Here is a 21,672-nt window from a genome sequence, read left to right as displayed (position 1 = left end):
ATGAAGTATCATAGGATTTTTTTATAAAAACTCGAATTAACAGGTACGTTTTGTCTTGTTTAGTTTTCAAAGATCATGTTCAAAATGGAGCGGGTGATGAGAATCGAACTCACGACATCAGCTTGGAAGGCTGAGGTTTTACCACTAAACTACACCCGCGTGGTTTGTATTGGCGCGCCCGAGAGGAGTCGAACCCCTAACCTTTTGATCCGTAGTCAAACGCTCTATCCAATTGAGCTACGGGCGCTTAATCAGGCGACTTAATTATCTTAACATATCGTTTTTATTAAGTCAACATCTTTTTGAAATTTGTTTGCCGCATCCGTGTGAACGTCTGTGTTTCAAATACGTCATCAGCGACGAATAAAAATATACCATGGATCACATAAAAGGGTCAATACATTTTTCTAAAAAAGTTTCATGTTTTTTTAAAATTGATTTTTTCTTAGATCAATAGACATGTAATAGCCCTATTTTCTTCTCTTTCTTCATAATTCCAATGATTCTTAAATAAAATCTTTCTAAATACAAAGGAGGACAAAACATGGCCACATAGAATTTTTATTTATTGGAAAATTCTTAATATTTTTCCAAGCATTTAAAGGAGGTAGGAGATGATGAAAAAGTTTATCGCTTTTCAGATCATGATCGCTTTGGTGATAGGAGCTCTTATCGGCCATTTCTTCCCTGACTTCGGAATGGCTCTGCGGCCAATTGGAGATGGATTCATCAGGCTGATTAAAATGATCGTTGTTCCAATCGTTTTCTCTACCATTGTTATTGGTGCAGCCGGCAGCGGCGGCATGAAGAAAATGGGCAGCCTTGGATTAAAGACGATCATTTGGTTTGAGGTCATCACAACCATCGTTCTTGGGATCGGTCTATTATTGGCAAATGGTCTAAAGCCTGGCGTTGGTCTCGATTTCTCTAAATTAGCTAAGAAAGATATTGGGGAATTAGATGGTTATACTGAGAAGGTCGTTGACTTTAAACAAATGGTATTAGATATCATTCCAACCAATATCGTCGATGTTATGGCTCAGAATGATTTACTTGCTGTTATTTTCTTCGCCATATTATTTGGTGTAGCGGCAAGCGGCATCGGTAAAGCATCTGCTCCTGTTCTCACCTTCTTTGAATCAGTGGCACAAATCATGTTTAAGCTCACACAGATGGTGATGGTAACAGCACCTATTGGGGTTCTTGCATTAATGGCTGCTTCTGTCGGCCAATATGGCATTGTTTTATTAATCCCAATGATGAAGCTTGTCGGGACTGTTTTTTTAGGATTATTCATTATTCTCTTTGCTTTATTCCCTCTGGTCGCACTGATCTTCCGTTTTAACTACTTCGAAGTATTAAAAATGATTTGGGATTTGTTCCTTGTTGCCTTCTCTACTACGAGTACTGAAACTGTCCTTCCTCAATTGATGGAACGAATGGAGAAATACGGGTGTCCAAAAAGAATCGTTTCCTTCGTGATTCCATCTGGCCTTTCTCTCAATTGTGATGGATCGAGTTTATATTTATCAGTTGCCTGCGTATTCCTCGCACAAGCGTTTGGTGTCGACATGAGTCTGTCACAGCAGCTTTTGATGATGCTTGTTCTTGTGTTAACGAGTAAAGGGATTGCAGCTGTGCCATCCGGTTCACTCGTTGTTCTTTTGGCAACCGCTCATGCAGTCGGTCTTCCAGCAGAAGGCGTTGCCATTATAGCCGGTGTTGACCGAATTATGGATATGGCACGAACAGGCGTGAATGTTCCAGGGCATGCCGTTGCTTGTATTGTCGTATCTAAATGGGAAAAAGTATTCCGCGAGTCAGCTTGGGAAGTTCCAAAAGCAGGTAAAGAAACAAAAGGGATGTAATGTTATATGAAGGAAAGGGTTCGCCCTTTCCTTTTTTATGCTAAAAACGTTTGCTTTAGTACGGCTTTTCCTCGAGGATGCAGCTGCACTTCTGCATATGCCCCATTAATCAGCGTCATTTGCGGCGGGACATGTCCACAATCTATATCGTAAAAAATGGGGATTTGTAGTTCCTTTTGTAATTCTTCATATACATCCTGATACTGATACCCTTCAACAGGCACATCTACTGCACTTCGCCCAAACAACAAACCTGAACAGTGATCAAACCACCCTGCGAGTTTTAATTGAACAAGCGATCTCTTCACACTTGCAGCATTTAATTCGCAGTTTTCGAAATACCAAAGAATTGGTTCATCTTTTATAAATGTTTTCTGAAAAGTTTTGACGTCCCCATAAGGTGTCCCTGCTAAATGACGTATGACATCAATGCAGCCACCCAGCAGTCTTCCCTTTACTATTTTTTCTTGTTGATCAACCGTATGCCATGCGGTCGATTCTGTTAAATGAAAAACATGTTTAATCGGATCGTCACGCTGCCATTCCTTTTGATACATAGATGAAGAAAACTGACTGATGTCCATTTCGCCCTTTGTTGAAAGCACTTCTTCCCACATGACAGTCGTTTGATCAAGTTCTTCTCCCTGAAGATCTACTAAGTTCGGTCCATGTGCAGTGGCAATGCCTGTTTTTAATGTCAACGCCAGCAAGAGTGCACTCGTGTCTGAGTAACCTAGAATCCACTTTTTTTGCATGGATGAGAAATCGAGGTGCTCTAACACTTCCATAAGCAGCTGTCCTCCCCATGGCGGGATGATGTGATCAATCTCATCACATGTCATCATGTACTGAAGTTCGTATGCTCGTTCTATCGCAGGGGCAGATTTTGCCTTTTCCTGCTGCCAGACCGTCTCTCCACATATGACATCATAGCCTCTATTTTTCATTCGTTCACATGAAAGCTTAAACATATCATGTAAAGTTGGCTGTACACCTGAGGAAGGTGCAGTGACGCCAATTGTTTGTCCTTTTTGCAAATGCGGAAATTGTATCACTCTGCTTCCCTCCAATCTCTATCTCTCTTACCCTATCCATTTTAGAGAAAATGCCCCTTTTATAAGGGACATTTCTTTTTATTCTTTTTGGCGCAGTACAGTATAGACTCCTGCAAAGATACATAGAATCCCAATGAATGAGCGTATCCCCATCTCTTCACCTAAAAGCAGCCAGCCAAGAGCTGCCCCTACAATCGGTTGAAAGAAAAAGAACAGACCGCCGCTCGACGCATCCATCAATTGAAGCCCTCTATTCCACAAAAAGAATGCAAGAGCTGTTGAGATGATGCCTAGATAGAGAATACCGCCCCAAATCTCCGGTCTTGCCATCTGCTCCACATCTAGGTGAGGTAAACGAAATAAAGCAGGTGGTGTTAAGACAATGAATGCAATGATGATCGCATATGTGGTCGTCACCACTTGAGGGTACTTTCCTGGAACTCGTTTAAGCAAAACAGACATGAGCGCCCATGTAAAAGCAGCGATGACGAGTGAGAGACCGCCAATAAATTCATCTGTTTGCACTGCGACTGGTCCAATCATGAGCCATACACCTGCTGTAGCAAGCAGGATGGATGCGCATTTTCTAACAGTCATGGCTTCTTTTAATAGAAAGAACGCAAACAGCACCATAAAAGCAGGGGTCGCAGATGTAATCACAGCCCCCATTTGTGCAGATGTATACATGGTGCCGATTTCTTGGGTCACAATTGATAGGAAATTTCCGATCAATCCGATCATTACAACAAGCGGGATATCTTTTTTATCTAATCGAAAGGAATAGCCCAAGCGCCATATGGTGCACACAAGCACAATTCCTGCTACAGCATATCTCATCCATACGAGCTCAAGCGGCGGAACCACCGCTACTGTTACTTTGACAACAACGTACATGCCGCCCCAAATACTTGCAGCGATTGCTAGGTAAAGGGCGCCTATATATTTTTCATTCATCTTTTCCCCTCCGTTACTGGATATATTGATCGCCATATCCACAAACGGAGATCACTCTCCGTTATGGACGGAGTGTGTTTGGTACATCATGTTCAAATAAAGGCTTCCATTGCATTGTCGTCACCTCATTTGTTTTTATTTTCAGACTACTTTATAACAAATTCTGGTTGACTTCAATCCTTTTTTGTCACCATTTTTCTTCATATAATAGAAGATAAACGGGTCTTGACATGATGAATTCGTTTTCATATAGTAATTAAAACTATAGATCGTCATGCAGAGAAGGAGTAGAGGTCGTTGGATATTGAAGCAAGGAAACATATTCCCAGCACGGAACATGAACCATTTCTCGAGGGAATAAAAGATTGTGTGCCAACCCTGCTTGGTTATATGAGCATCGGGTTTGCCTTTGGAATTGTTGGAATTAGTGCACAGTTGAGCTTATGGGACATTGCACTTCTAGCAATCTTTATTTATGCTGGTGCTTCACAGTTTATTATCTGTGCACTGCTTGTCACGGGAAGTCCCCTTTCCGCTATTATTCTCACTACATTTATTGTGAATCTGCGTCATTTATTACTCAGCCTGACGCTGGCTCCTCATTTTACACGCTACTCTTTAAAACAAAATATCGGATTCGGTCTCTTGCTGACTGATGAATCCTTTGGCGTAGCCATGAATAAATTAGCTCAGCATGGAAAGCTGAATAACCGGTGGATGCACGGACTGAACATAACGGCTTATTTATGCTGGATTGCAGCCTGCATACTTGGCGGCATTTTTGGACACTGGATTTCAAATCCTGAAGCACTTGGTCTTGATTTCGCTTTATCAGCGATGTTTGCTGCACTGCTAGTCCTTTCGTTACAGACAGTTCCCAAAAATAAGTTAACTCATCGCCTGTCACTTGTTTTGTATATGGTCATTGCCATGTTTGTTCTGCTTCATTTCGTTCCTTCACACGTGGCTGTTCTGTTAGCCACCATGATTGTCGCAACCATTGGGGTGGTGACAGATAAATGATCAGCAGCTTTATGTTATGGCTCATTGTTGGTTGTATGATCGTCACCATCATTCCAAGAGTCGTACCCTTTATATTTGTACGAAGTATTCAGCTGCCTGAAGTGGTGCTGAAATGGTTATCGTTTATACCTATTTGTATCTTTACAGCTTTGATTGCAGAGCATCTCTTCATCCATACAACAACAGGCACAGGCGTCACTATCCATTGGATGTATCTTGCTGTCTTGACTCCCACTGTACTCATCGCTGTTTGGACAAAAAGCTTGTCACTTACTGTTCTTGTCGGCGTCATGCTGATGGGCACTGCTAGATGGTTTTTCTAAAAGAAAAAGCTTAACCACATGTGGTTAAGCTTTGTTTCATTTGACGATTCCGTATACAAATCCATCATAACCTTTTTCACCAACAGTTTGAATCGCTGTTGCCTCTATTCTCGGTTCTTGTTTGAGTAAATCAAAAAATTCACGAGTTCCTTGCACTCGTTCATCCCCACTAGAGTCATGAAGGACTGCTCCATTTCTGACGACATTGTCTGCAATAATGACTGTTCCCTTTTTAGAGAAATCTAACGCCCACTTTAGATATTTCGGATTGTTTGGTTTATCTGCGTCAATGAAAATCAAATCGAATGGAAGCGCAGCCCTCTCTTTTAACTGAGATAACGTATCTAATGCCTTTCCTTGCAAAATGCTCACTCGTTCCGATAAACCCGCTCTGCTGATGTTTTGCTGTGCGATTTGTACATGATGGCTGTCAGCCTCTAATGTGATGAGTTCTCCATCATCTTCAAGAGCACGCGCAAGCCAAATAGTACTGTATCCACCGAGTGTCCCGATCTCTAAAATGCGCTTTGCATTCTTCGTTTTTGCTAATAAATAAAGCATTTTCCCTTGGGCTGGTGACACATCAATTGCTGGCAGACCTGCTTGCTTATTATGAGTAAGGGCTTGCTCCAATACGTCATCTTTAAGAATCAACTTGTCTGTGATATACTCGTCAACTTTCTCCCACACGTGCTCCATTTCATCCATCTCCCTTAATCATGTCTTCTATCTCAAGTCTACATGATGATCGTGAGAGCGTATAATCAATTCTTTTCACACATCTATTCATTTTTTTGATGAAAGACATGTGATGATGAATACATGGAGCAACGCACTGGTTTCGGATCTACTCGTTCAGTTTATTTTTGACATCGCCTTTTTTATCTTGAAGTTTTCCTTTTGCTTGATCCTTTTTCCCTTCTGCTTTCAGGTTTTGATGATCCGTTGCTTCCCCAAGCTTTTCCTTGACTTGACCTTTGACTTGATTTGTTTTTCCTTTCGCTTTATCCATATGTCCTTTTTCTTCACTCATTTGTTCCACCTCCAAGTTTGATACTATTCATTTAGCCTTTTTGAAAGATACAAAACATCTGAGTGTGCGATGTACACGTTTCAGGTATGATAGACATACTGGAAAGAAGGGTGGGTGTTCATCAATGATCATCTCTGAAAAAATATTCACCGTTCGTGACTTGACCTATCATATTCGGTCCGCTTCAATGGCCGATGCCAAACAGTTATCAGCTCTCAGACTGAAAATCGACGGTGAAACAGAATATTTAGACCGTGAACCAGGCGAAGCCTTTCTTGATGAAAAAGCATTTGAGGCTTTGATTCAAGAGGATACCAAGCAAAGCCGGCATTTATTTTTGGTCGCTGCTATTGAAGGAAAGATTGTCGGTTTTTCAAGATGCGAGGGCCATTCACTCAAGCGCTCTGCTCACAAAGTGACATTTGGCGTCGCCATCCAGAAAGATGCTTGGGGCTATCACATTGGGAAAGAGCTTTTAGCCGCCTCAATTGACTGGGCAGATCAGCAGGGCATTCAGAAGATCTCTCTTCATGTGCTTGAAACGAACAAAAAAGCCATTCGGTTATATGAGAACCATGGCTTTTTGATTGAAGGTGTATTAAAAAAAGATAAACGGCTGAGTGACGGATTATATTATGATACTGTTGTGATGGGCAGGCAGCGGCCAAGTTCCTGACCACTTACATAACGTAGCCCCATACCATTGAAACCGCACTGTAAATTAGAAGCACCCCCATCACATACTGGAACGGTCTTTCATAAGCAGTCAAAAAGCGCTTATACAAAGAGCCAAATAAGCTCCAGCTGAATGTACCGAGAAAGCCAATAAGTGCGAGAATCAGCGTCAATATGACATACTGCATATTAGATTGTCCATATGGCAAAACAAATGTTGAAATCACAGTCAATCCATACAAGATCGCTTTTGGGTTGATAAATTGCAGCATCATACCAGGGATAAAATGATTGTAGCGATCAAGTGTTTCGTCATCACCGCCTTTACTTTTCATGATTTTGACCGCTAAATAAATCATGTATGCGGCTCCGATGAACGCCATGACCCAGCCTATTTTCGGCATCACTTGATAAAGAATGATATTAAAGAAGCAGCTCAAACACAAAATAACGAGAAATCCGATACCCACACCTAAACAAAAGCGAAATGTTTGCTTGACCCCATATTTATTCGTAAAGACCATGGCCATGATGTTGTTTGGCCCTGGGGTAAAGCTGCTAACAAAAGCATAGATCAACATAGATACAATCAAGATGCCGCCTCCCTTATACGTTATTTAGACTTTAATTACTTTATTGCGTATATTACGTTTTATTGTAACGTTCGGTCTTTATAAAGTAAATAGAGAAAGGAGCTTTTTTCATGGAAGACGTACAATCGATTATTTCTAAAAACGTGAGGCTTCTTAGAGATCAAAAAAAATTAAGCCTCGAAAAGATGGCAGAATTAACTGGTGTCAGCAAGACGATGATTGGACAAATTGAAAGAGGAGAATCAACCCCTACCATCACGACTTTGTGGAAAATCGCCAACGGATTAAAAGTATCTTTTAGTGAGCTCATTTACGCACCACAGCCTGAAATCAAAGTGGTACGCAAGGAGGATGCGCAGGTTTTAACGGAGGACGACGGTCGTTATCGTGTGTACACGACGTTTCCTTTCGATGATCGGGGGAAATTTGAAATGTACCGAGTAGAAATTGACCAAGGCGGATCACTTCGTGCGACTGAACACATTGGGGGAACGGAGGAATTGATCACTGTTTTTGAGGGAGTCCTTGATTTATCCATTGGTGATGAACAATACACCTTAAAAGCCGGAGACTCAATTCGTTTTAAAGCGGATCGGACGCACACGTATAAACAAACTGGAGAACAAATGGTACGGATGCAAATGATTCTTTATTATCCTCAAGAAAAAAGCTGACAGGCTTGTCCACCTGTCAGCTTTGTGTTTTATTTAATTAAATCCCGGATCGCGTACAACCGTTCCAGTAAATGTGACTCTATATTTTCCTAATCCTAACTCTTCAATAGATGTTCGTTTTAAAATACCGACCCAGCCATCCTGTGCATATACAATACTGTCTGGGATGTTTGATGTCGTATATGTTCTTGTTTCTGAGACAGTTCGACTCGCTTGAACTGTTACTTCACTGTTTGTTTGCTCCTTTGCTTCCACTGGAGCAGTTGTGACCCCAGCACCCGTTAAGACAATTGCTCCAACCAAAACAGAAGATATGACCTTTTTCACAAAAAAATCCCTCCCTTTTTTGTTGAACGTATAAACTATACCATAATTTAGAACTTTTGTAAGTTTATTTTTTCATTTTTTTGAAAATTATGATATCATTGTCTTATGCTGGATAGAGTGTGTTACATACTTCTATGCTTTTATCCTCATCTCAATCTAGTGAAACAATTGTGACGGAGGTGATTTCATGAAAAAATGGCTCATCTGTTTTCAAATTGTTTTCCTCTTCACCTTGGCGATCACACCAATTGCTTCTGCTGCTAAATGTCCTACAGTAAAACCATGTATCACTGATCCTTAAGCATAAGAAAAGGCCGATCAAGCCTATTCACTTGATCGGCCTTTTTATTTATTTTTGCTCTGCTTCCCAGCGGGCAACCTCTTCTCTTACTTTAGGAGCCACTTCTTTTCCAAATAGCTCAATGGCTTTTAGCACTTGATCATGCGGCATTGAACCAACCGGTACATGAAGCATAAAACGTGTGATGCCTACATTTTTTCTAAGATGAATGACTTTCTCTGCCACCGTATCTGCATCTCCTACATATAGCGCACCTTCTAAAGTTCTCGCTGCGTCAAACGTAGAACGAGTATAAGGTCCCCAGCCTCGCTCTCTAGCTAATGTGTTCATCACATGCTGTGTGGATGGGAAAAATTGATCTGCTGCCAGCTCTGTTTCTGCCGCAACAAATCCATGAGAATGTGATGCTACAGTTAATTTTTCAGGGTCATGCCCAGCGTGCACTGCCGCTTGCTTGTACAGCTGAACGAGCGGTGCGAACTGTCTTGGACTTCCGCCAATGATGGCAAGTACAAGCGGTAATCCTAATAATCCAGCACGTACGACGGATTCACGGTTTCCTCCACTGCCGATCCAGATCGGAAGCGGATCTTGAACAGGTCTTGGGTATACCCCAACATCCTGAATGGCTGGGCGATGCTTGCCGCTCCATGTAACACGCTCTGACTGCTGCAACTTCAACAGCAAATCAAGCTTTTCTTCAAATAATTCTTCATAGTCATCAAGGTCATAGCCAAAGAGCGGGAATGATTCAATAAATGAACCACGGCCTGCCATAATTTCTGCACGTCCGTTTGATAGTCCATCTAGCGTTGCAAAATCCTGAAATACACGTACAGGATCTGCTGATGAAAGGACTGTCACTGCACTTGTCAGACGAATATTTTTTGTTTGTGTTGCTGCAGCCGCTAATACGACAGCTGGATTCGATGCGGCGAAATCCTCACGGTGATGCTCACCTACGCCAAATACATCGAGACCGACTTGATCTGCTAAAATAATTTCTTCTACTACTTCTCGAATACGCTGTGCATGACTGACTGTTTTTCCTGTTTGAAAATCAGGTGTTGTTTCGACAAATGTACTAATTCCTAGTTCCATGATTGGAACCCCCTATCTTATAAATATGTCACAAATTCAGAAACTGGCTTTCTATAGCCTCTCGCTTGTCTGCTCTCTACTTTTTCTTTTCCAAGTGTAATCATTAACACAGGAACCAAATCTGATTGAATGTTTAATACCTTTTTCATTGCTTCGGGATCAAAACCGATCATCGGGCAAGTATCCCAGCCTTTATTTTTAGCGGCAAGCATAAACAGCATGGCAGATAAGGAAGCATTGCGGATCGCCTCTTCCTTCTGGAAATCTGCCCCTCTCTGCTCATAAAAGCTCATGGTCTCTCTGACCATTTCTTCATATTGCTGCGTATTTAAAATGCCTAGCATTTTCAGGCCTTCATATATGTCTCCTGCATGCTCATAAGCGTTTGGATCTCCGAATACGATGATCGCTGCTGAAGCAGAGTGCACTTTATATTGTCCAAATGCCGCTTCTCTTACTTGTTCTTTCAGCTCTTCTGTTTGGACAACAACATATTGTGTGTGCTGTAAGTTAAAAGCAGATGGTGCCAGCTTGACCTCTTCAAATATGCTATTAAGCTCTTCTCTCGAAATCGAGATATTTGGCAAAAAATTTGATGCGGATCGTCTTTCACGTACCAATGTATCAAAGCTGATTGTCATCTTGTTTCCCCTTTTCGCGAAGTTGTTTTGCACCTAAACCGATTTTTTTTAGTAATTCAATGAGCTGCTCTTTTTCTTCTTTTTCAATAAAGGATAGATTTTGCGAAATGACCTCTGTGTGTTTAGGGAAAATGTCGTCAAACAATTGCTTCCCTTTTTCCGTAAGCTGTACATGGAATACCCGCTTATCTGAAGGCGCACATTGCCTTTTCACCAGTTCTTGTTTTTCTAGCTTGTTCACGACATATGTCATGCTGCCACTTGGGATTGACAAGATGTCGCTGATTTTTTGAACAGGCTGAGGTCCTTTACTGTAGAGCAATTCAAGGATCTGAAAGTTTTCAAATCCGATATCATAACGTTCAATGTCTTTTTGGATATTTGTAAAAAGGGCTTGATAGGCTTTCATCCATACGCGGAATAGCCTTAAATCTAATTCATGATCATGCTGCACCATGGCAACTACTCCTTTTTCAAGAAATCCTAAAACTAGGATAAATTTATCCTAACACTAGGATATTTTCTTGTCAATGAGTTTGTTTCATGAAAAAAAGACCACCTTGGTTCAGTGGTCCTCTTCTTTTAAGGTGAAATGCATTTCAGCAATTTGTTTATATTGATGTACTTCCTGTAATGAAAACTTGGATTCCAGATCCGCCGGCGAAAAGAGAGGAATTCCTCTTCCAATGATGACAGGTACGATTTGAAGAAAAAGCTCATCCACCAATCTTTCTTTTATGAAAGATTGAAGCAGTCCCCCGCCGCCGACAATCCAAATATTACGGCCTGTTTCATTCTTTAATTTTTTCACAAATGATAAGACATCTTCGCGAATGATATGGGTTCCTTCCAGACTGTCTTGTAACGTACGTGACATGATATAACATGTCTTTCCTTCATAAGGAAACTCATCTGGTGACAGCTGAAGAACTTGTTCATATGTATTGCGCCCCATGATCAGTGTATCGACTGACGCATAAAAGGTGTCGTAGCTCGTTTCATCTTCACCCTCTGTCCCTATTAGCCAATCGAGCCGGTGATCCTCTCTCGCTAAATATCCATCGATACTCATCGCCCCATAAAAAAGCAGTTTCCTTTTCTCACTCAATCCCACCACTCCCTTACTTCAAATAAGAACATATATTCTATTTTATCAAAAAGGAAAGACAAAGGCTACATAACTTTCTCCCTTTTTACGATTCCTGTTCCACCTTGACGAGAAGCTCGTATAATTTATGCGCGAGCTTGCCGGCATCAATGGTCATTTCTTCATGAATCCATTCCTCGAGTACCCCCACGACACCAGACACGACAAAAGAGGCCTCTATTTGTTCATTCTCTGTAATAGGACGCTGATCAAGCTGCCACTCTTTCATGACTTTTTCTTTGAAAAAGGCTTTGAATTGATTGGTCGTTGGGCCATTTGGTTTTACAAATAGCGTCAACATATACTGATTCTCTTTCAAGTATTCAGTTGTTTTGTTTAAAAAGGAAAGCATATCAAGAGGGTCCTGACTTGGAAAGGTTTCATCATATAATCCCCCGAGCTGATCGAATAGTTCTTTCTCAAGCTGTTCATATAAATCAAACACATCTTGATAGTGCAAATAAAAGGTTGCCCTGCCTAAATCCGCTTTCCTTGATAGCTCTGATACCGTAATCTGCTGGACTTCCTTTTCCTTTAACAGCTCAAGGAAGCTTTCCCGAATGGCTCTTTTTGTTTTGATTGTTCGTCTGTCCTTCATGAAATCCCCTCCGTTTTTGAACAATCAGGCGTTAACTGTCTAATTATGAACAGGTTATCATCCATTGCCGATGTTCGATCTCTTTACTTCTTATTATAATCAACACATGTTCAATAATATATATCTGTTCAAAAAAGGAGGCCATCATATGCTTCATTTCAGACTTGCCAGAGAGGATGAACTGCCTCAAGTGGCAGAGTTGTTAGATGATTCGTTTCAGGACTATTCATTTTTTGACTTATTATGTGAAAAGGTCTCAAAGCGCTCTGCTTTCGCTCGTCAGCTGCATTTGGTCAATACAAAGGTGTATTTTCAGCATCAAATCTGTTTTGTCGGGGTTGAGAACGAGAAGGTTGTGTCTGCTGCCCTTTTAAAGCATCCGCATCTTCCTGAACCAGGCGTCATGAATTATGTATTGTCAGGTGGGTTAAAGCTGCTCTTCACTGGCGGTATATCGGCCATTCAGCATGTGTTCCGTGTTTTAAAGGAGGCAAAAAAAGCGTGTTCTTCCTTAAAGCAGCCTTACTGGTATTTAGAAGCACTTGTCGTGGCAAAAGACCAGCAAGGAAAAAAACTCGGAAGCCGCATGTTAAAGCAATGCCTTTTTCCCTTTATCGCCCGGCAAGGTGGCGGACTGTTCACACTGATTACACACAACGAGGCCAATCGTCATTTCTACCGAAAAAATGGCTGGATGGAGTTTGATGAAAGGGTATTGCGAGGAAAGGAAATGTCCTTGGAAAGCTGGAGCTATAAAACCGTGATTAAATAAGGTATCCTCTTCAGGTGATGATATAATAGAGTCAGTTCAATCAATGATCATACTTGGAGGAGAGACTGATGATACGACGACTTGATCATATCGTGTTGACTGTACAACATATGGAGGACACCATTCGTTTTTATACGAACGTATTAGGGATGAAGGAAGAAACTTTTGGTGAAGGCCGTAAAGCGCTTCGTTTTGGTTTACAGAAGATCAACCTTCATGAAGCTGGTCATGAATTTGAGCCAAAAGCGGCTCATCCTCTTCCTGGATCTCATGATTTGTGCTTTATCACCGATTTAGACATGGACAGTTTGCTGCTGCACCTCCGGAAGCAAGTGGTCCCGATTGAAGAGGGACCGGTCAGCCGCACCGGTACATTAGGTCCAATTGAATCTGTTTATATCCGTGATCCTGATCTGAATTTAATTGAAATCTCTCGATATATAGAGGAGGGTGATCCGTCATGACTCGTATATTTTTGAGACCGATTGAAGAGCAAGATTATCCTGGTATTCAAAGAGGGTGTCAGCATGCAGAAACACTTCATATGACTGGCACACGAAAAACGTTCACACTAGAAGAAATTCGATCCGCCTATACCCGTTTTTTGCAAGATGACAGCAGACGAGATTTCGCCATTTGTCTGCTGGATACGAAAGAGATGATTGGAGATGCGGCGATTGTGGACATTGATCCAATCAATCATACGGCAAGCTTCCGCATTGCGCTTCACGGGCCGGAGCATTTTCAAAAAGGCTATGGCACTGAAGCTGTTCGGATGGTTCAAGCATTTGCCTTTGACACATTAGAACTCAACCGTCTTGAGCTTGAAGTCTTTTCCCACAATCCAAGGGCCTTTCGAAGCTATGAGAAAGCCGGATTTCAATATGAAGGAAAAAGACGCCAAGCGCTCTATTTCAACGGTACATACTCAGATGTCATCATCATGGGCATCCTTCGTGAAGAATATAAAAACATGATGAATACAGATGCTCCTGCTTAAGAAGGTTCATCTTTTTTTAAAAATTGAATCCCAGTGACGATGATTAAACAAATAATGGAAGAGAGAACGATAGAGACGCTTGATAGACTGAGCGCCATGCCTTCCCATCTACCAATAAAGAGACTGACAATCAATAAAACCAAACCAAATAAAATCAAGCATATAGGGACTATGGACCCCGCATGACGCTGCCGGCTTCTTTTCCCTGCCCACCATGAGAGACACAAAATAACGATTGTAAAAATAGCTGTTTGCAGCCAAAACATGTGATATCAACTCCCATTCTCTTTTTTGAACCTTTAACAACGGAGGTACTTCAAATGAACATTAGACCCATCGAGCAAAAAGACAATCCGTATATCGCAGCGATTATCCGTCAGTCACTAGAATCAGCGAATCTAGCAATTAAAGGAACAGCCTACACTGACCCCCAACTTGACCAGCTTTTCGAATATTATCAATCATTGACTCATGCAGCCTATTGGATTGCTGAAGAGCATGGTGAGATTGTGGGTGGTGTAGGGATTGCTCCATTCACAAATGGAGTATGTGAATTACAAAAGCTTTATTTAAGTCCAAAAGCACAAGGAAAAGGTGCGGGCAAAAAACTGATGGATACGGCGCTGGAATATGCCTCTACATACTACGAAGCGTGTTATTTAGAAACCCGCCGAGAATTAACAGCGGCTATAGGCCTTTATCAGCGATATGGCTTTTCTCTTCTTTCAGAACCGCTTGAAGGCTCCGAGCATTCTGCAATGGATGCTTGGTATCTCAAGACCTTCTCATCATGAACCATAAAACAATCGATAGGTTTTGATCCTCCGAAAGCCTAACTTCTCTGCTAGTTTGATTGAAGCTAGGTGATGGACATCGCAATCCCAATGCGGTGTCCTCTTTTTTTCATGACAGATGCTGATCATATGCTGAGCTGCCAGCAGCGCCAAACCTTTTCCTCGATAAGTCTCATCTGTCCAAATATCTATCTCTGCACGATCCTCACTTGAAAAAATAGAGACACACTCACTCACCACGTTCTCTCCATCTAAAATGGCAATCCCGATTCCCTTTGATAGAAAGCGAGCTGTTTCTCCCCAATAGGCTTCGTAATAGCTAGGAGGAAAAGCCCTGCTTGCAGTCATCACCTGCTCATTTGTCCGCTCTACTCTATAGCCTGGATAAGGTGCAGAGATATGAGAATGTGCCTGTGAATAAACGTACGCATGTCTTTCCATTTCATTCAGATATAACCCAAGACATTTTTTCATCAACGCATCTGTTAATGGGTTTGCTGAAAATATGGTGAATCGGGCATTTTGTCTTTTCTGCCTTTCGTACACATCCACAATGAAGGCTGAACAGCGTAACAGCTCCGCTTCACTCCTTCCTGCCACATAATAAATGCCGCATGAAGCTTCGAGAAAATATACAAGCGGATGCGCTTCATCATCTACATAAAGATGCCCTTGTATGACGCCATCCATGACTGCATCTACAAACACTGGATATGCCGGATCGATCTGCTTAATTCCTTTTTTCATTGATGGTATCTTTTTCCGTTCCAAGAGATGCACGATTTTTCCTCCTTTCCTTCCATTATAAAGAAAAAGCTGCTGACATACAGGACTCTTTTCAGCAAAAGCAATCTTCTGCATCAATGGCGCAATTTAAAAAAAGAGACCTTATTTAAAAGGTCTCTCATTATTCTGCCGTTGCCTCTTCTGTCACTTTTCCCTTCCAAATCAGGGTTAAGCCTAATCCAAGAAATAAGACAACACCTGCGAATAGAAATGGGAAGTGAATATTTTGGTCGAATAAGATGCCGCCAAGTGCCGGCCCGAAAATCGTACCTAGGCTTGTGTAGGTAGAGTTCATTCCTGCGACAAATCCTTGCTGATTGCCAGCGATTTTGGATAAGAAGGTGGTTAATGCTGGACGCAATAAATCAAACGCAAGGAAAATGACACATGTGACAATCAATACAACCAAAAAGCCTGACACAACGGTTGAAACGAAAGCAAGGACAGCCCCGATAATCAGACATAGCTGAATGACTCTTTTTTCTCCTAGGGTATTTACCAGTTTACCAAACACAAGTACTTGGATGATGACTGCCACAATTGAGCTGACGGTAATAATCACGGCTATATCTTTTGGACCAAATCCAAACTTATGATTTGTGAACAAGCTAAAGACTGTTTCATATGCAGATAGTCCAAATGCGAGGACAAATACAATGATAAAGGCAATGAGGTAGCTAGGATGAATCGATTTTTTCAAATCTTTAAAGAAAGTCGATTCTTTCACTTCAATCATTTGCTTCTCTCGCTCTTCTTTTGTTAAAGGCTCCTTCAGCATAAACATAGACGAAATGACGGCAATAAACGCAATCCCTGCTGCAAAGAAGAATGGCAGGCGTACGCCGTATTCTGCAATAAACCCGCCAATTCCCGGACCAATGATAAAACCAGTACTAATGGCCGCAGAAACATAGCCCATCGCCTTTGATCTTTCTTGAACGGTCGTAATATCTGCGACATACGCAGTGACAGCAGGCATGATAAATGCCGCACTAATTCCGCCTAGAAGCCTTGCAACATACAGAACGTACACGTGTGTTCCAAGACCAAAAACGAGTTCCGATAACGCGAAGAGGAACAGCCCAGACACAATCATTATCTTTCTTCCGTAGCGGTCTACCCATCTACCTGCAATCGGTGATGCGATGAGCTGAGCAACGGCAAACGCCGCCACAAGGTATCCCATCGTACTTCCTGTTAGATGCATCACATTCATGAATAGCGGCATGACAGGAATAATGAGACCAATGCCTAAAAACGCAATAAAAATATTACTCAATAAAATAACGAGTACAGCTTTTTGCTCACGAATCGGTTTTTGCATGATGTTTGTTTCCCCTTTACTGACTCACTTGTTACTCATGATGGTTGATTCCGTGAATAAACAATGAGATCGCCTCTTTTTGTAACTCTTTCTTCTGCTCAATGGTGTCATTTTTATATAACACGTCTAATCCATAAAAAACGGAAAGTAATATTTTCACTTTTGACTCCACATGCTGGATCGACCAGCTGCCATCTTCATTTCCCTCAAGTAAGATATCTCTCATCACATCATCAAAATCGACATCAATCTTGTTCAGCCGTTCCATGACTTCATCTGATGTAAAGGCGCTGGCACAAAATTCCTCACTCGCTCTCATTAATGGGTAGTTAATCCCCATTTGACTGAGCAGCTCTGCAAATCCGGCAAGCTTTTCAATAGCTCGGTTCAGTGTTTTCTTTTCCTCATGCCACGTTTCCATCATCACACGATGATCCTCTTCCATAATATGAAGAAACAAAAACTCTTTTCCTTTGAAATGATGATAGAGATTACCTTTACTCACCTCAGCAGCCTCTAAAATATCGCGTACGGATGTTTCTGAATAACCTTTTTTCGCGAATAAATCACGAGAAGCGGTGACGATTTTTTGCTTCGTCTTCTCACTCTTTCCAGCCCCGCTTTGTGTACTTGTCATGTGTCACAATCCCTTTCTACCCTACATTTCTTAATGTAAAAAAATAAAACCGACCAGTTGGTTTATTTTTTCATTATAAATGGATTTTCCTCATAATACAATGAAAAAGGCATCGATTCATAAGGCGTAATTCATGTGAAAACAAACAAAACAGTCATCTGCGTTATCACTAAAAAGGACTTATACGCATCTTTCTTCTGCGGCCTTTTCATGACTGCCTTGACCTACTACGTGTTCATCATTCATTTAATTTCACTTTATATTTAACTTCACTTAAATATAAAAATTGCCTATAATAGAATAGAGGTGATGTCATTGGATGGGGAAATTATTCATTACAGTAAAAAAATCATAGAATACTCGAATGCTCTAGGCTCAATTTATGTAGAAGAGTATCAGCGATTTTTAAAACATGAGTATGCAGATTTATCAGCCAAACAAGAGCTGACGCTTGAGTTGCTGCGTACGAAAACGAGAACGATCAATGAATTAGCTGATTACTTTTCGATTTCTGCCAGTGCAGCTAGCCAGCTTGTATCAAGGCTTGAGCAGCTCGGCTATGTCACACGAGAAATTAATCCGCATAACCGAAGAGAAATCATTGTTGATTGTGCTCAAAAGGGACATGACTATCACAAGAATACAGAAGACATTCAATTGCATCTAATTCAAAAATATTATGCAAAGCTTCCAAAAGAAGATTTAAAAACATTACTATCTCTATACGAAAAAATCTATCAGATTGCGAAAGAAGCGCCTTAATACGGTGTTTCTCTCCCCAACATTTAAGTTAACTAAACTATTAAGGGGTTGAAAATATGAGAAGCATTCATTTACAAGATGGCCGGCACATCGGTTTGACTCAATACGGTGATCTTGAGGGGTTTCCAATTTTCTTTTTTCATGGAACACCTGGATCAAGAGTGATGTTTTTAGATGATGATCCAATCTCTCAAAAGCTCGGCATTCGTCTCATCTGTTTGGATCGACCTGGATTTGGTTTATCCACCCCTCTACCTGACCGCACAATTTTAGACTGGGCAAAAGACGTGCAGGAAGTGGCAGATGATCTTGGCATTCAACATTTTTCAGTGCTGGGTGTATCTGGAGGCGGTGCATTCGCTGCTGGTTGTGCCTATCAATTGCCGGATCGCGTTCTTTCTGCCGCTCTGATCTCAAGTACAACTCCTTTTGAGGGCGGAAAACCGCCAAAAAGCATGCTGAAAGAAAATAAATTAGCCTTTTTCCTTAGTAAGAAGTTTCCTTGGCTATTGAAAACAAGCTATCGTTCCCAGAAAAAAATGATTGAGAACAAACCAGAGAAATTTAAGAAGCTGGCCAAAAACGGGAACAAGCATCTACATCCGTGGGATCGGCAATTCCTTCAAACCGATGAGCAGTTAGAAATGATGATGACACATTTACACGAAGCGACTCGTCAATCGGTGGATGAGTGTATTCGTGAACCCATTTTACTTTCGAAACCATGGGCATTCGATATGAAAGATATTCAAATCCCTGTTGATGTCTGGCATGGAAAAGAAGATACGATGGCTCCATTTGTAGAAATAGAAAAAATAGCTCAGGCGATTCCAAACGTCAAAACGCATTATATAGATCAAGCAGGGCACTTTCTTACTGATGTAGACGATATTTGGCGAGATATTTTACGCTCTTTAAAGGAGCGTGCTGAACATCAGAAACATGCATAAAAAAAGACCCAATATGACTCGGGTCTTTTTCTTCATTAATATTGTTCATAATACCTCTGCACTTTATCTGGATCCTTTGTCTTCGTCAGTGCCAGCATGAGCAGAATACGTGCTTTTTGCGGGTTTAATGAATCAGACGACACAAAGTGATGTTCATCATCCGTTTTTTCATGGGTGACAATTCCATTACCCGTACGGCTTGATCGCACGAGAACCACATCTTTTTTCACTGCATCTGTTGCTCCTTTGATGGCTTCTGTTGACATCGTTCCATTTCCTGCTGCGGCTACAACAATCCCTTTTGCTCCTGCTTTTACTGCAGCATCATACATATATTTTTGATCATTTTGATAGCCGTATAAAATATCAACTTGTGGCAATTCTTTTATCTTCGATACATCAAAATCGCTTTCAGTTGTATGTTTTCTTGTCGGTTCGTTATAAAAGGACACCACTTCACCAGTAACTACTCCGATGTATCCTTGCTCAAGTGACTTGAAGGCATCAGTTGTGGTTGTGTTTGTTTTCGTAACAAAACGAGCTGATGCAATTCGATCATTTAATGTGACCATGACCCCTTTGCCCTTCGCTTCTTTGGTGGATGCAATTTTCACCGCCTGATACAAGTTAAGCGGGCCATCTGCACTGATAGCCGATGCTGGTCTCATTGAGCCAACAACCACAACAGGCTTATCACTTTTGACCACCAGATTTAAAAAGTAAGCTGTTTCTTCAAGTGTATCTGTTCCATGCGTGATGACAATGCCATCCACTTGATCATCTTTTAATAGCTCATTGACTCGTTTGGCTAATTTTAAAAGAAGAGCGTCATCAACATTTTCACTTCCAACATTCGCAACCTGCTCACCAGTGACATTTGCAATATCCTTCAGCTGTGGAACTGAAGCAATGACTTTATCGATGCCAAGTGCACCAGATTTATAGCCCGTCGTATCTGTATCACTGTCTGAACTGCCAGCAATCGTCCCGCCTGTGGCTAATACCTTAATATTTGATAAGGACTTATTCCCTGTTTCAACCGCATTGTTTTTCTCTTTTGTTTCACTGGATACGTTTTCTTTTTCGCTTTGACTATTCTCTTGAGTGCCTGTGTTCGCACAAGCTGCTGTCACTAGTAATAAAACAGAAAGAAGGACAGCACCTAACCATTTTGTCATGTTCATTGGATCATCTCTTTTCCTCATTTGATGGATTTCATGGCTAAATCTCTTTCTATAGGCTTTACTTTATACCATACCTTCATTCATCGGCATGAGGCTAAAGATATAGAACCAATTTAAGGTAAAAAGAGGCATTATATTAAGGATTTATTCAATTCTTAATACCTAAATTTGCTGTAATTAAATTGAGTATTGAAAGAAAATTAGATAAAGCGTGTATATCTCTTTCTTATCAAATATTGGTATCCATTTTGAGCGATTTTCGCAGGACGTACAATGTTTATGTTACATAAATCACCAGATCCCCACCGATACTTGACCACACAGTCAATCATGCCATAAAAAAATCACTGAGGATATCTACCTCAGTGATGGGAATCGTTATTTCTTCATTGAACCTGCGTGTGAAAAGATTAGATCTTTCAATTCAAATTCGAATGTCTTTCCGTCCACAATACCGACTGTTTTTTCACTGTCATAAAGCTCAAGCATACAAGCAGCCATTTCTTTTGATGTATGATATTTCTTGAAATTGCCTTCATATTCAAATTCGTCTACATCCAATGAACGCTTTGCAAATTCTGATTCTGTCGCGGATGGCGCTAATACTTTTGCCTTTAATTTGGCACCTTTTTCTTTCAACTCTAGGGCCAGTCCTTCTGTAAAGGCGCTCACGTAAAACTTCGTTGCTGAATAGGTGACGGCATTGCCAACGACTGTATAGCCTGCTCGTGAAGAAATGTTAATGAGCTGAGCTCCCTCTACTTGCTCATAATCACGAACAAACAAGGTGGATAGAATCGTTAATGCTTCGATATTCAGATGAAGCATATCTCCAATTTTACTTAAATCTTGTTCTCCTATAGAGCCAAAATGACCAAACCCCGCATTATTTATGAACGTATCCAGCTCATAATCTGACAATGATTCATAAAAGGAATACACTTGCTCTATGTTTGTTAAATCAATTGACTGTATGACTACTTTGATATCGGGATATTGATCATGAATCTTTTTCTTCAATTCTTGGAGTTTATTGAGCCGGCGTGCAGCTAATATAAGATTTTCCCCTCGTGCTGCAAAGGCGAGAGCCGCCTCATATCCAATACCTGAGCTTGCTCCTGTAATGACTGTATAGCCCATTTTATATCCC

28 protein-coding genes and 2 tRNA genes are annotated in these 21,672 nt (G+C 41.1%); 11 read left to right on the top strand and 19 right to left on the bottom strand.

Going from position 1 to position 21,672, the window contains the following annotated elements; genetic code table 11:
- Positions 1-85: 85 nt before the first annotated feature.
- Positions 86-159 (bottom strand) — tRNA-Gly (locus tag AC3WTB_RS14930).
- An 11-nt stretch (positions 160-170) separates the two neighbouring features.
- Positions 171-247: transfer RNA gene (locus AC3WTB_RS14925), tRNA-Arg, on the bottom strand.
- Between the two features lie 370 nt (positions 248-617).
- On the opposite strand from AC3WTB_RS14925, the gene gltP reads away from it, so the two are divergent.
- Positions 618-1,868: a glutamate-aspartate/proton symporter GltP gene (gene gltP, locus AC3WTB_RS14920; RefSeq protein WP_039182997.1), complete on the top strand. Its 1,251-nt coding sequence runs from the start codon at positions 618-620 to the stop codon at positions 1,866-1,868.
- A gap of 35 nt (positions 1,869-1,903) precedes the next feature.
- Here gltP and AC3WTB_RS14915 read toward each other — a convergent pair whose 3' ends face one another.
- On the bottom strand, positions 1,904-2,923 hold the full coding sequence (locus AC3WTB_RS14915; RefSeq protein WP_492333920.1) for a S66 family peptidase: 1,020 nt from the start codon (positions 2,921-2,923) through the stop codon (positions 1,904-1,906).
- 78 nt (positions 2,924-3,001) lie between these two features.
- The gene (locus AC3WTB_RS14910; protein ID WP_047204131.1) at positions 3,002-3,877 is read right to left on the bottom strand and encodes a DMT family transporter; all 876 of its coding nucleotides are present in this window, start codon (positions 3,875-3,877) and stop codon (positions 3,002-3,004) included.
- Between the two features lie 297 nt (positions 3,878-4,174).
- On the opposite strand from AC3WTB_RS14910, the gene AC3WTB_RS14905 reads away from it, so the two are divergent.
- Together AC3WTB_RS14905 and AC3WTB_RS14900 are read left to right on the top strand one after the other, a co-directional pair.
- On the top strand, positions 4,175-4,900 hold the full coding sequence (locus tag AC3WTB_RS14905) for an AzlC family ABC transporter permease (RefSeq protein WP_047204132.1): 726 nt from the start codon (positions 4,175-4,177) through the stop codon (positions 4,898-4,900).
- Complete coding sequence (locus tag AC3WTB_RS14900) at positions 4,897-5,223, top strand: AzlD domain-containing protein (protein WP_039176830.1); 327 nt, start codon at positions 4,897-4,899, stop codon at positions 5,221-5,223. Before AC3WTB_RS14905 ends, AC3WTB_RS14900 begins: the two co-directional genes overlap by 4 nt.
- Positions 5,224-5,259: 36 nt before the next feature.
- Here AC3WTB_RS14900 and AC3WTB_RS14895 read toward each other — a convergent pair whose 3' ends face one another.
- Both AC3WTB_RS14895 and AC3WTB_RS14890 read right to left on the bottom strand, forming a co-directional pair.
- Entirely contained in the window at positions 5,260-5,922 is a 663-nt protein-coding gene (locus AC3WTB_RS14895) for an O-methyltransferase (RefSeq protein WP_492333919.1), read from the bottom strand.
- A gap of 148 nt (positions 5,923-6,070) precedes the next feature.
- Positions 6,071-6,256: a CsbD family protein gene (locus tag AC3WTB_RS14890; protein WP_034665964.1), complete on the bottom strand. Its 186-nt coding sequence runs from the start codon at positions 6,254-6,256 to the stop codon at positions 6,071-6,073.
- 124 nt (positions 6,257-6,380) lie between these two features.
- Here AC3WTB_RS14890 and AC3WTB_RS14885 point away from each other — a divergent pair, with 124 nt between their 5' ends.
- Positions 6,381-6,932, top strand: a complete 552-nt coding sequence (locus AC3WTB_RS14885) for a GNAT family N-acetyltransferase (protein ID WP_492333918.1) — start codon at positions 6,381-6,383, stop codon at positions 6,930-6,932.
- Positions 6,933-6,936: 4 nt separating this feature from the next.
- Here the strand turns inward: AC3WTB_RS14885 and AC3WTB_RS14880 are convergent, their stop codons facing one another.
- Positions 6,937-7,524: a LysE family transporter gene (locus AC3WTB_RS14880; protein ID WP_126681974.1), complete on the bottom strand. Its 588-nt coding sequence runs from the start codon at positions 7,522-7,524 to the stop codon at positions 6,937-6,939.
- A gap of 110 nt (positions 7,525-7,634) precedes the next feature.
- Here AC3WTB_RS14880 and AC3WTB_RS14875 point away from each other — a divergent pair, with 110 nt between their 5' ends.
- Positions 7,635-8,198 carry a helix-turn-helix domain-containing protein gene (locus AC3WTB_RS14875; RefSeq protein ID WP_058837415.1) on the top strand — a complete coding sequence of 188 codons (564 nt, stop codon included), beginning with the start codon at positions 7,635-7,637 and terminating at the stop codon, positions 8,196-8,198.
- 33 nt (positions 8,199-8,231) lie between these two features.
- Here the strand turns inward: AC3WTB_RS14875 and AC3WTB_RS14870 are convergent, their stop codons facing one another.
- From AC3WTB_RS14870 to AC3WTB_RS14845, 6 genes are all read right to left on the bottom strand, one after another.
- Positions 8,232-8,525: a hypothetical protein gene (locus tag AC3WTB_RS14870; protein WP_144464155.1), complete on the bottom strand. Its 294-nt coding sequence runs from the start codon at positions 8,523-8,525 to the stop codon at positions 8,232-8,234.
- A gap of 349 nt (positions 8,526-8,874) precedes the next feature.
- A complete protein-coding gene (locus tag AC3WTB_RS14865; RefSeq protein WP_058837413.1) occupies positions 8,875-9,927 on the bottom strand; it encodes an LLM class flavin-dependent oxidoreductase in 1,053 nt (350 codons plus the stop codon).
- Between the two features lie 17 nt (positions 9,928-9,944).
- Positions 9,945-10,568: a nitroreductase family protein gene (locus tag AC3WTB_RS14860; RefSeq protein WP_492333917.1), complete on the bottom strand. Its 624-nt coding sequence runs from the start codon at positions 10,566-10,568 to the stop codon at positions 9,945-9,947.
- Positions 10,552-11,025: a MarR family winged helix-turn-helix transcriptional regulator gene (locus AC3WTB_RS14855; protein ID WP_492333916.1), complete on the bottom strand. Its 474-nt coding sequence runs from the start codon at positions 11,023-11,025 to the stop codon at positions 10,552-10,554. Before AC3WTB_RS14855 ends, AC3WTB_RS14860 begins: the two co-directional genes overlap by 17 nt.
- 108 nt (positions 11,026-11,133) lie before the next feature.
- Positions 11,134-11,676, bottom strand: coding sequence for a dihydrofolate reductase family protein (locus AC3WTB_RS14850; protein ID WP_058837410.1), 543 nt, complete (start codon positions 11,674-11,676; stop codon positions 11,134-11,136).
- An 85-nt stretch (positions 11,677-11,761) separates the two neighbouring features.
- Complete coding sequence (locus AC3WTB_RS14845; protein WP_492333915.1) at positions 11,762-12,313, bottom strand: TetR/AcrR family transcriptional regulator; 552 nt, start codon at positions 12,311-12,313, stop codon at positions 11,762-11,764.
- A gap of 148 nt (positions 12,314-12,461) precedes the next feature.
- Here AC3WTB_RS14845 and AC3WTB_RS14840 point away from each other — a divergent pair, with 148 nt between their 5' ends.
- From AC3WTB_RS14840 to AC3WTB_RS14830, 3 genes are all read left to right on the top strand, one after another.
- Positions 12,462-13,085, top strand: coding sequence for a GNAT family N-acetyltransferase (locus AC3WTB_RS14840; protein WP_047204138.1), 624 nt, complete (start codon positions 12,462-12,464; stop codon positions 13,083-13,085).
- A 68-nt stretch (positions 13,086-13,153) separates the two neighbouring features.
- The gene (locus tag AC3WTB_RS14835; protein ID WP_212044650.1) at positions 13,154-13,549 is read left to right on the top strand and encodes a VOC family protein; all 396 of its coding nucleotides are present in this window, start codon (positions 13,154-13,156) and stop codon (positions 13,547-13,549) included.
- Entirely contained in the window at positions 13,546-14,085 is a 540-nt protein-coding gene (locus tag AC3WTB_RS14830) for a GNAT family N-acetyltransferase (protein WP_039176793.1), read from the top strand. Before AC3WTB_RS14835 ends, AC3WTB_RS14830 begins: the two co-directional genes overlap by 4 nt.
- Here the strand turns inward: AC3WTB_RS14830 and AC3WTB_RS14825 are convergent.
- Positions 14,082-14,351 (bottom strand): YesK-like family protein, encoded by a 270-nt coding sequence (locus tag AC3WTB_RS14825; protein ID WP_212044648.1) that lies wholly within the window; start codon positions 14,349-14,351, stop codon positions 14,082-14,084. The two genes, AC3WTB_RS14830 and AC3WTB_RS14825, sit on opposite strands and share 4 nt — an antisense overlap.
- A gap of 54 nt (positions 14,352-14,405) precedes the next feature.
- Here AC3WTB_RS14825 and AC3WTB_RS14820 point away from each other — a divergent pair, with 54 nt between their 5' ends.
- Entirely contained in the window at positions 14,406-14,879 is a 474-nt protein-coding gene (locus AC3WTB_RS14820) for a GNAT family N-acetyltransferase (protein WP_099662945.1), read from the top strand.
- On the opposite strand, the gene AC3WTB_RS14815 is transcribed toward AC3WTB_RS14820, so the two are convergent.
- The 3 genes from AC3WTB_RS14815 to AC3WTB_RS14805 form a co-directional block, all read right to left on the bottom strand.
- Positions 14,874-15,659 carry a GNAT family N-acetyltransferase gene (locus AC3WTB_RS14815; protein ID WP_492333914.1) on the bottom strand — a complete coding sequence of 262 codons (786 nt, stop codon included), beginning with the start codon at positions 15,657-15,659 and terminating at the stop codon, positions 14,874-14,876. The genes AC3WTB_RS14820 and AC3WTB_RS14815 overlap by 6 nt on opposite strands.
- A gap of 127 nt (positions 15,660-15,786) precedes the next feature.
- Positions 15,787-16,989, bottom strand: coding sequence for an MFS transporter (locus AC3WTB_RS14810; RefSeq protein WP_039176781.1), 1,203 nt, complete (start codon positions 16,987-16,989; stop codon positions 15,787-15,789).
- A gap of 31 nt (positions 16,990-17,020) precedes the next feature.
- Positions 17,021-17,626, bottom strand: coding sequence for a TetR/AcrR family transcriptional regulator (locus AC3WTB_RS14805; RefSeq protein WP_059376099.1), 606 nt, complete (start codon positions 17,624-17,626; stop codon positions 17,021-17,023).
- Between the two features lie 309 nt (positions 17,627-17,935).
- Here AC3WTB_RS14805 and AC3WTB_RS14800 point away from each other — a divergent pair, with 309 nt between their 5' ends.
- Together AC3WTB_RS14800 and AC3WTB_RS14795 are read left to right on the top strand one after the other, a co-directional pair.
- The gene (locus AC3WTB_RS14800; protein ID WP_369879168.1) at positions 17,936-18,388 is read left to right on the top strand and encodes a MarR family winged helix-turn-helix transcriptional regulator; all 453 of its coding nucleotides are present in this window, start codon (positions 17,936-17,938) and stop codon (positions 18,386-18,388) included.
- A gap of 56 nt (positions 18,389-18,444) precedes the next feature.
- Entirely contained in the window at positions 18,445-19,338 is an 894-nt protein-coding gene (locus AC3WTB_RS14795) for an alpha/beta fold hydrolase (protein WP_492333913.1), read from the top strand.
- Between the two features lie 35 nt (positions 19,339-19,373).
- Here AC3WTB_RS14795 and AC3WTB_RS14790 read toward each other — a convergent pair whose 3' ends face one another.
- Both AC3WTB_RS14790 and AC3WTB_RS14785 read right to left on the bottom strand, forming a co-directional pair.
- Positions 19,374-20,522 carry a type II asparaginase gene (locus tag AC3WTB_RS14790; RefSeq protein ID WP_058837402.1) on the bottom strand — a complete coding sequence of 383 codons (1,149 nt, stop codon included), beginning with the start codon at positions 20,520-20,522 and terminating at the stop codon, positions 19,374-19,376.
- 378 nt (positions 20,523-20,900) lie between these two features.
- Positions 20,901-21,662, bottom strand: a complete 762-nt coding sequence (locus AC3WTB_RS14785; protein WP_492333912.1) for an SDR family NAD(P)-dependent oxidoreductase — start codon at positions 21,660-21,662, stop codon at positions 20,901-20,903.
- Positions 21,663-21,672: the final 10 nt, after the last annotated feature.

It is taken from the genome of Bacillus sp. EB106-04-04-XG123 (assembly GCF_058791855.1).
This window is presented reverse-complemented; position numbering and strand designations above follow the sequence as displayed.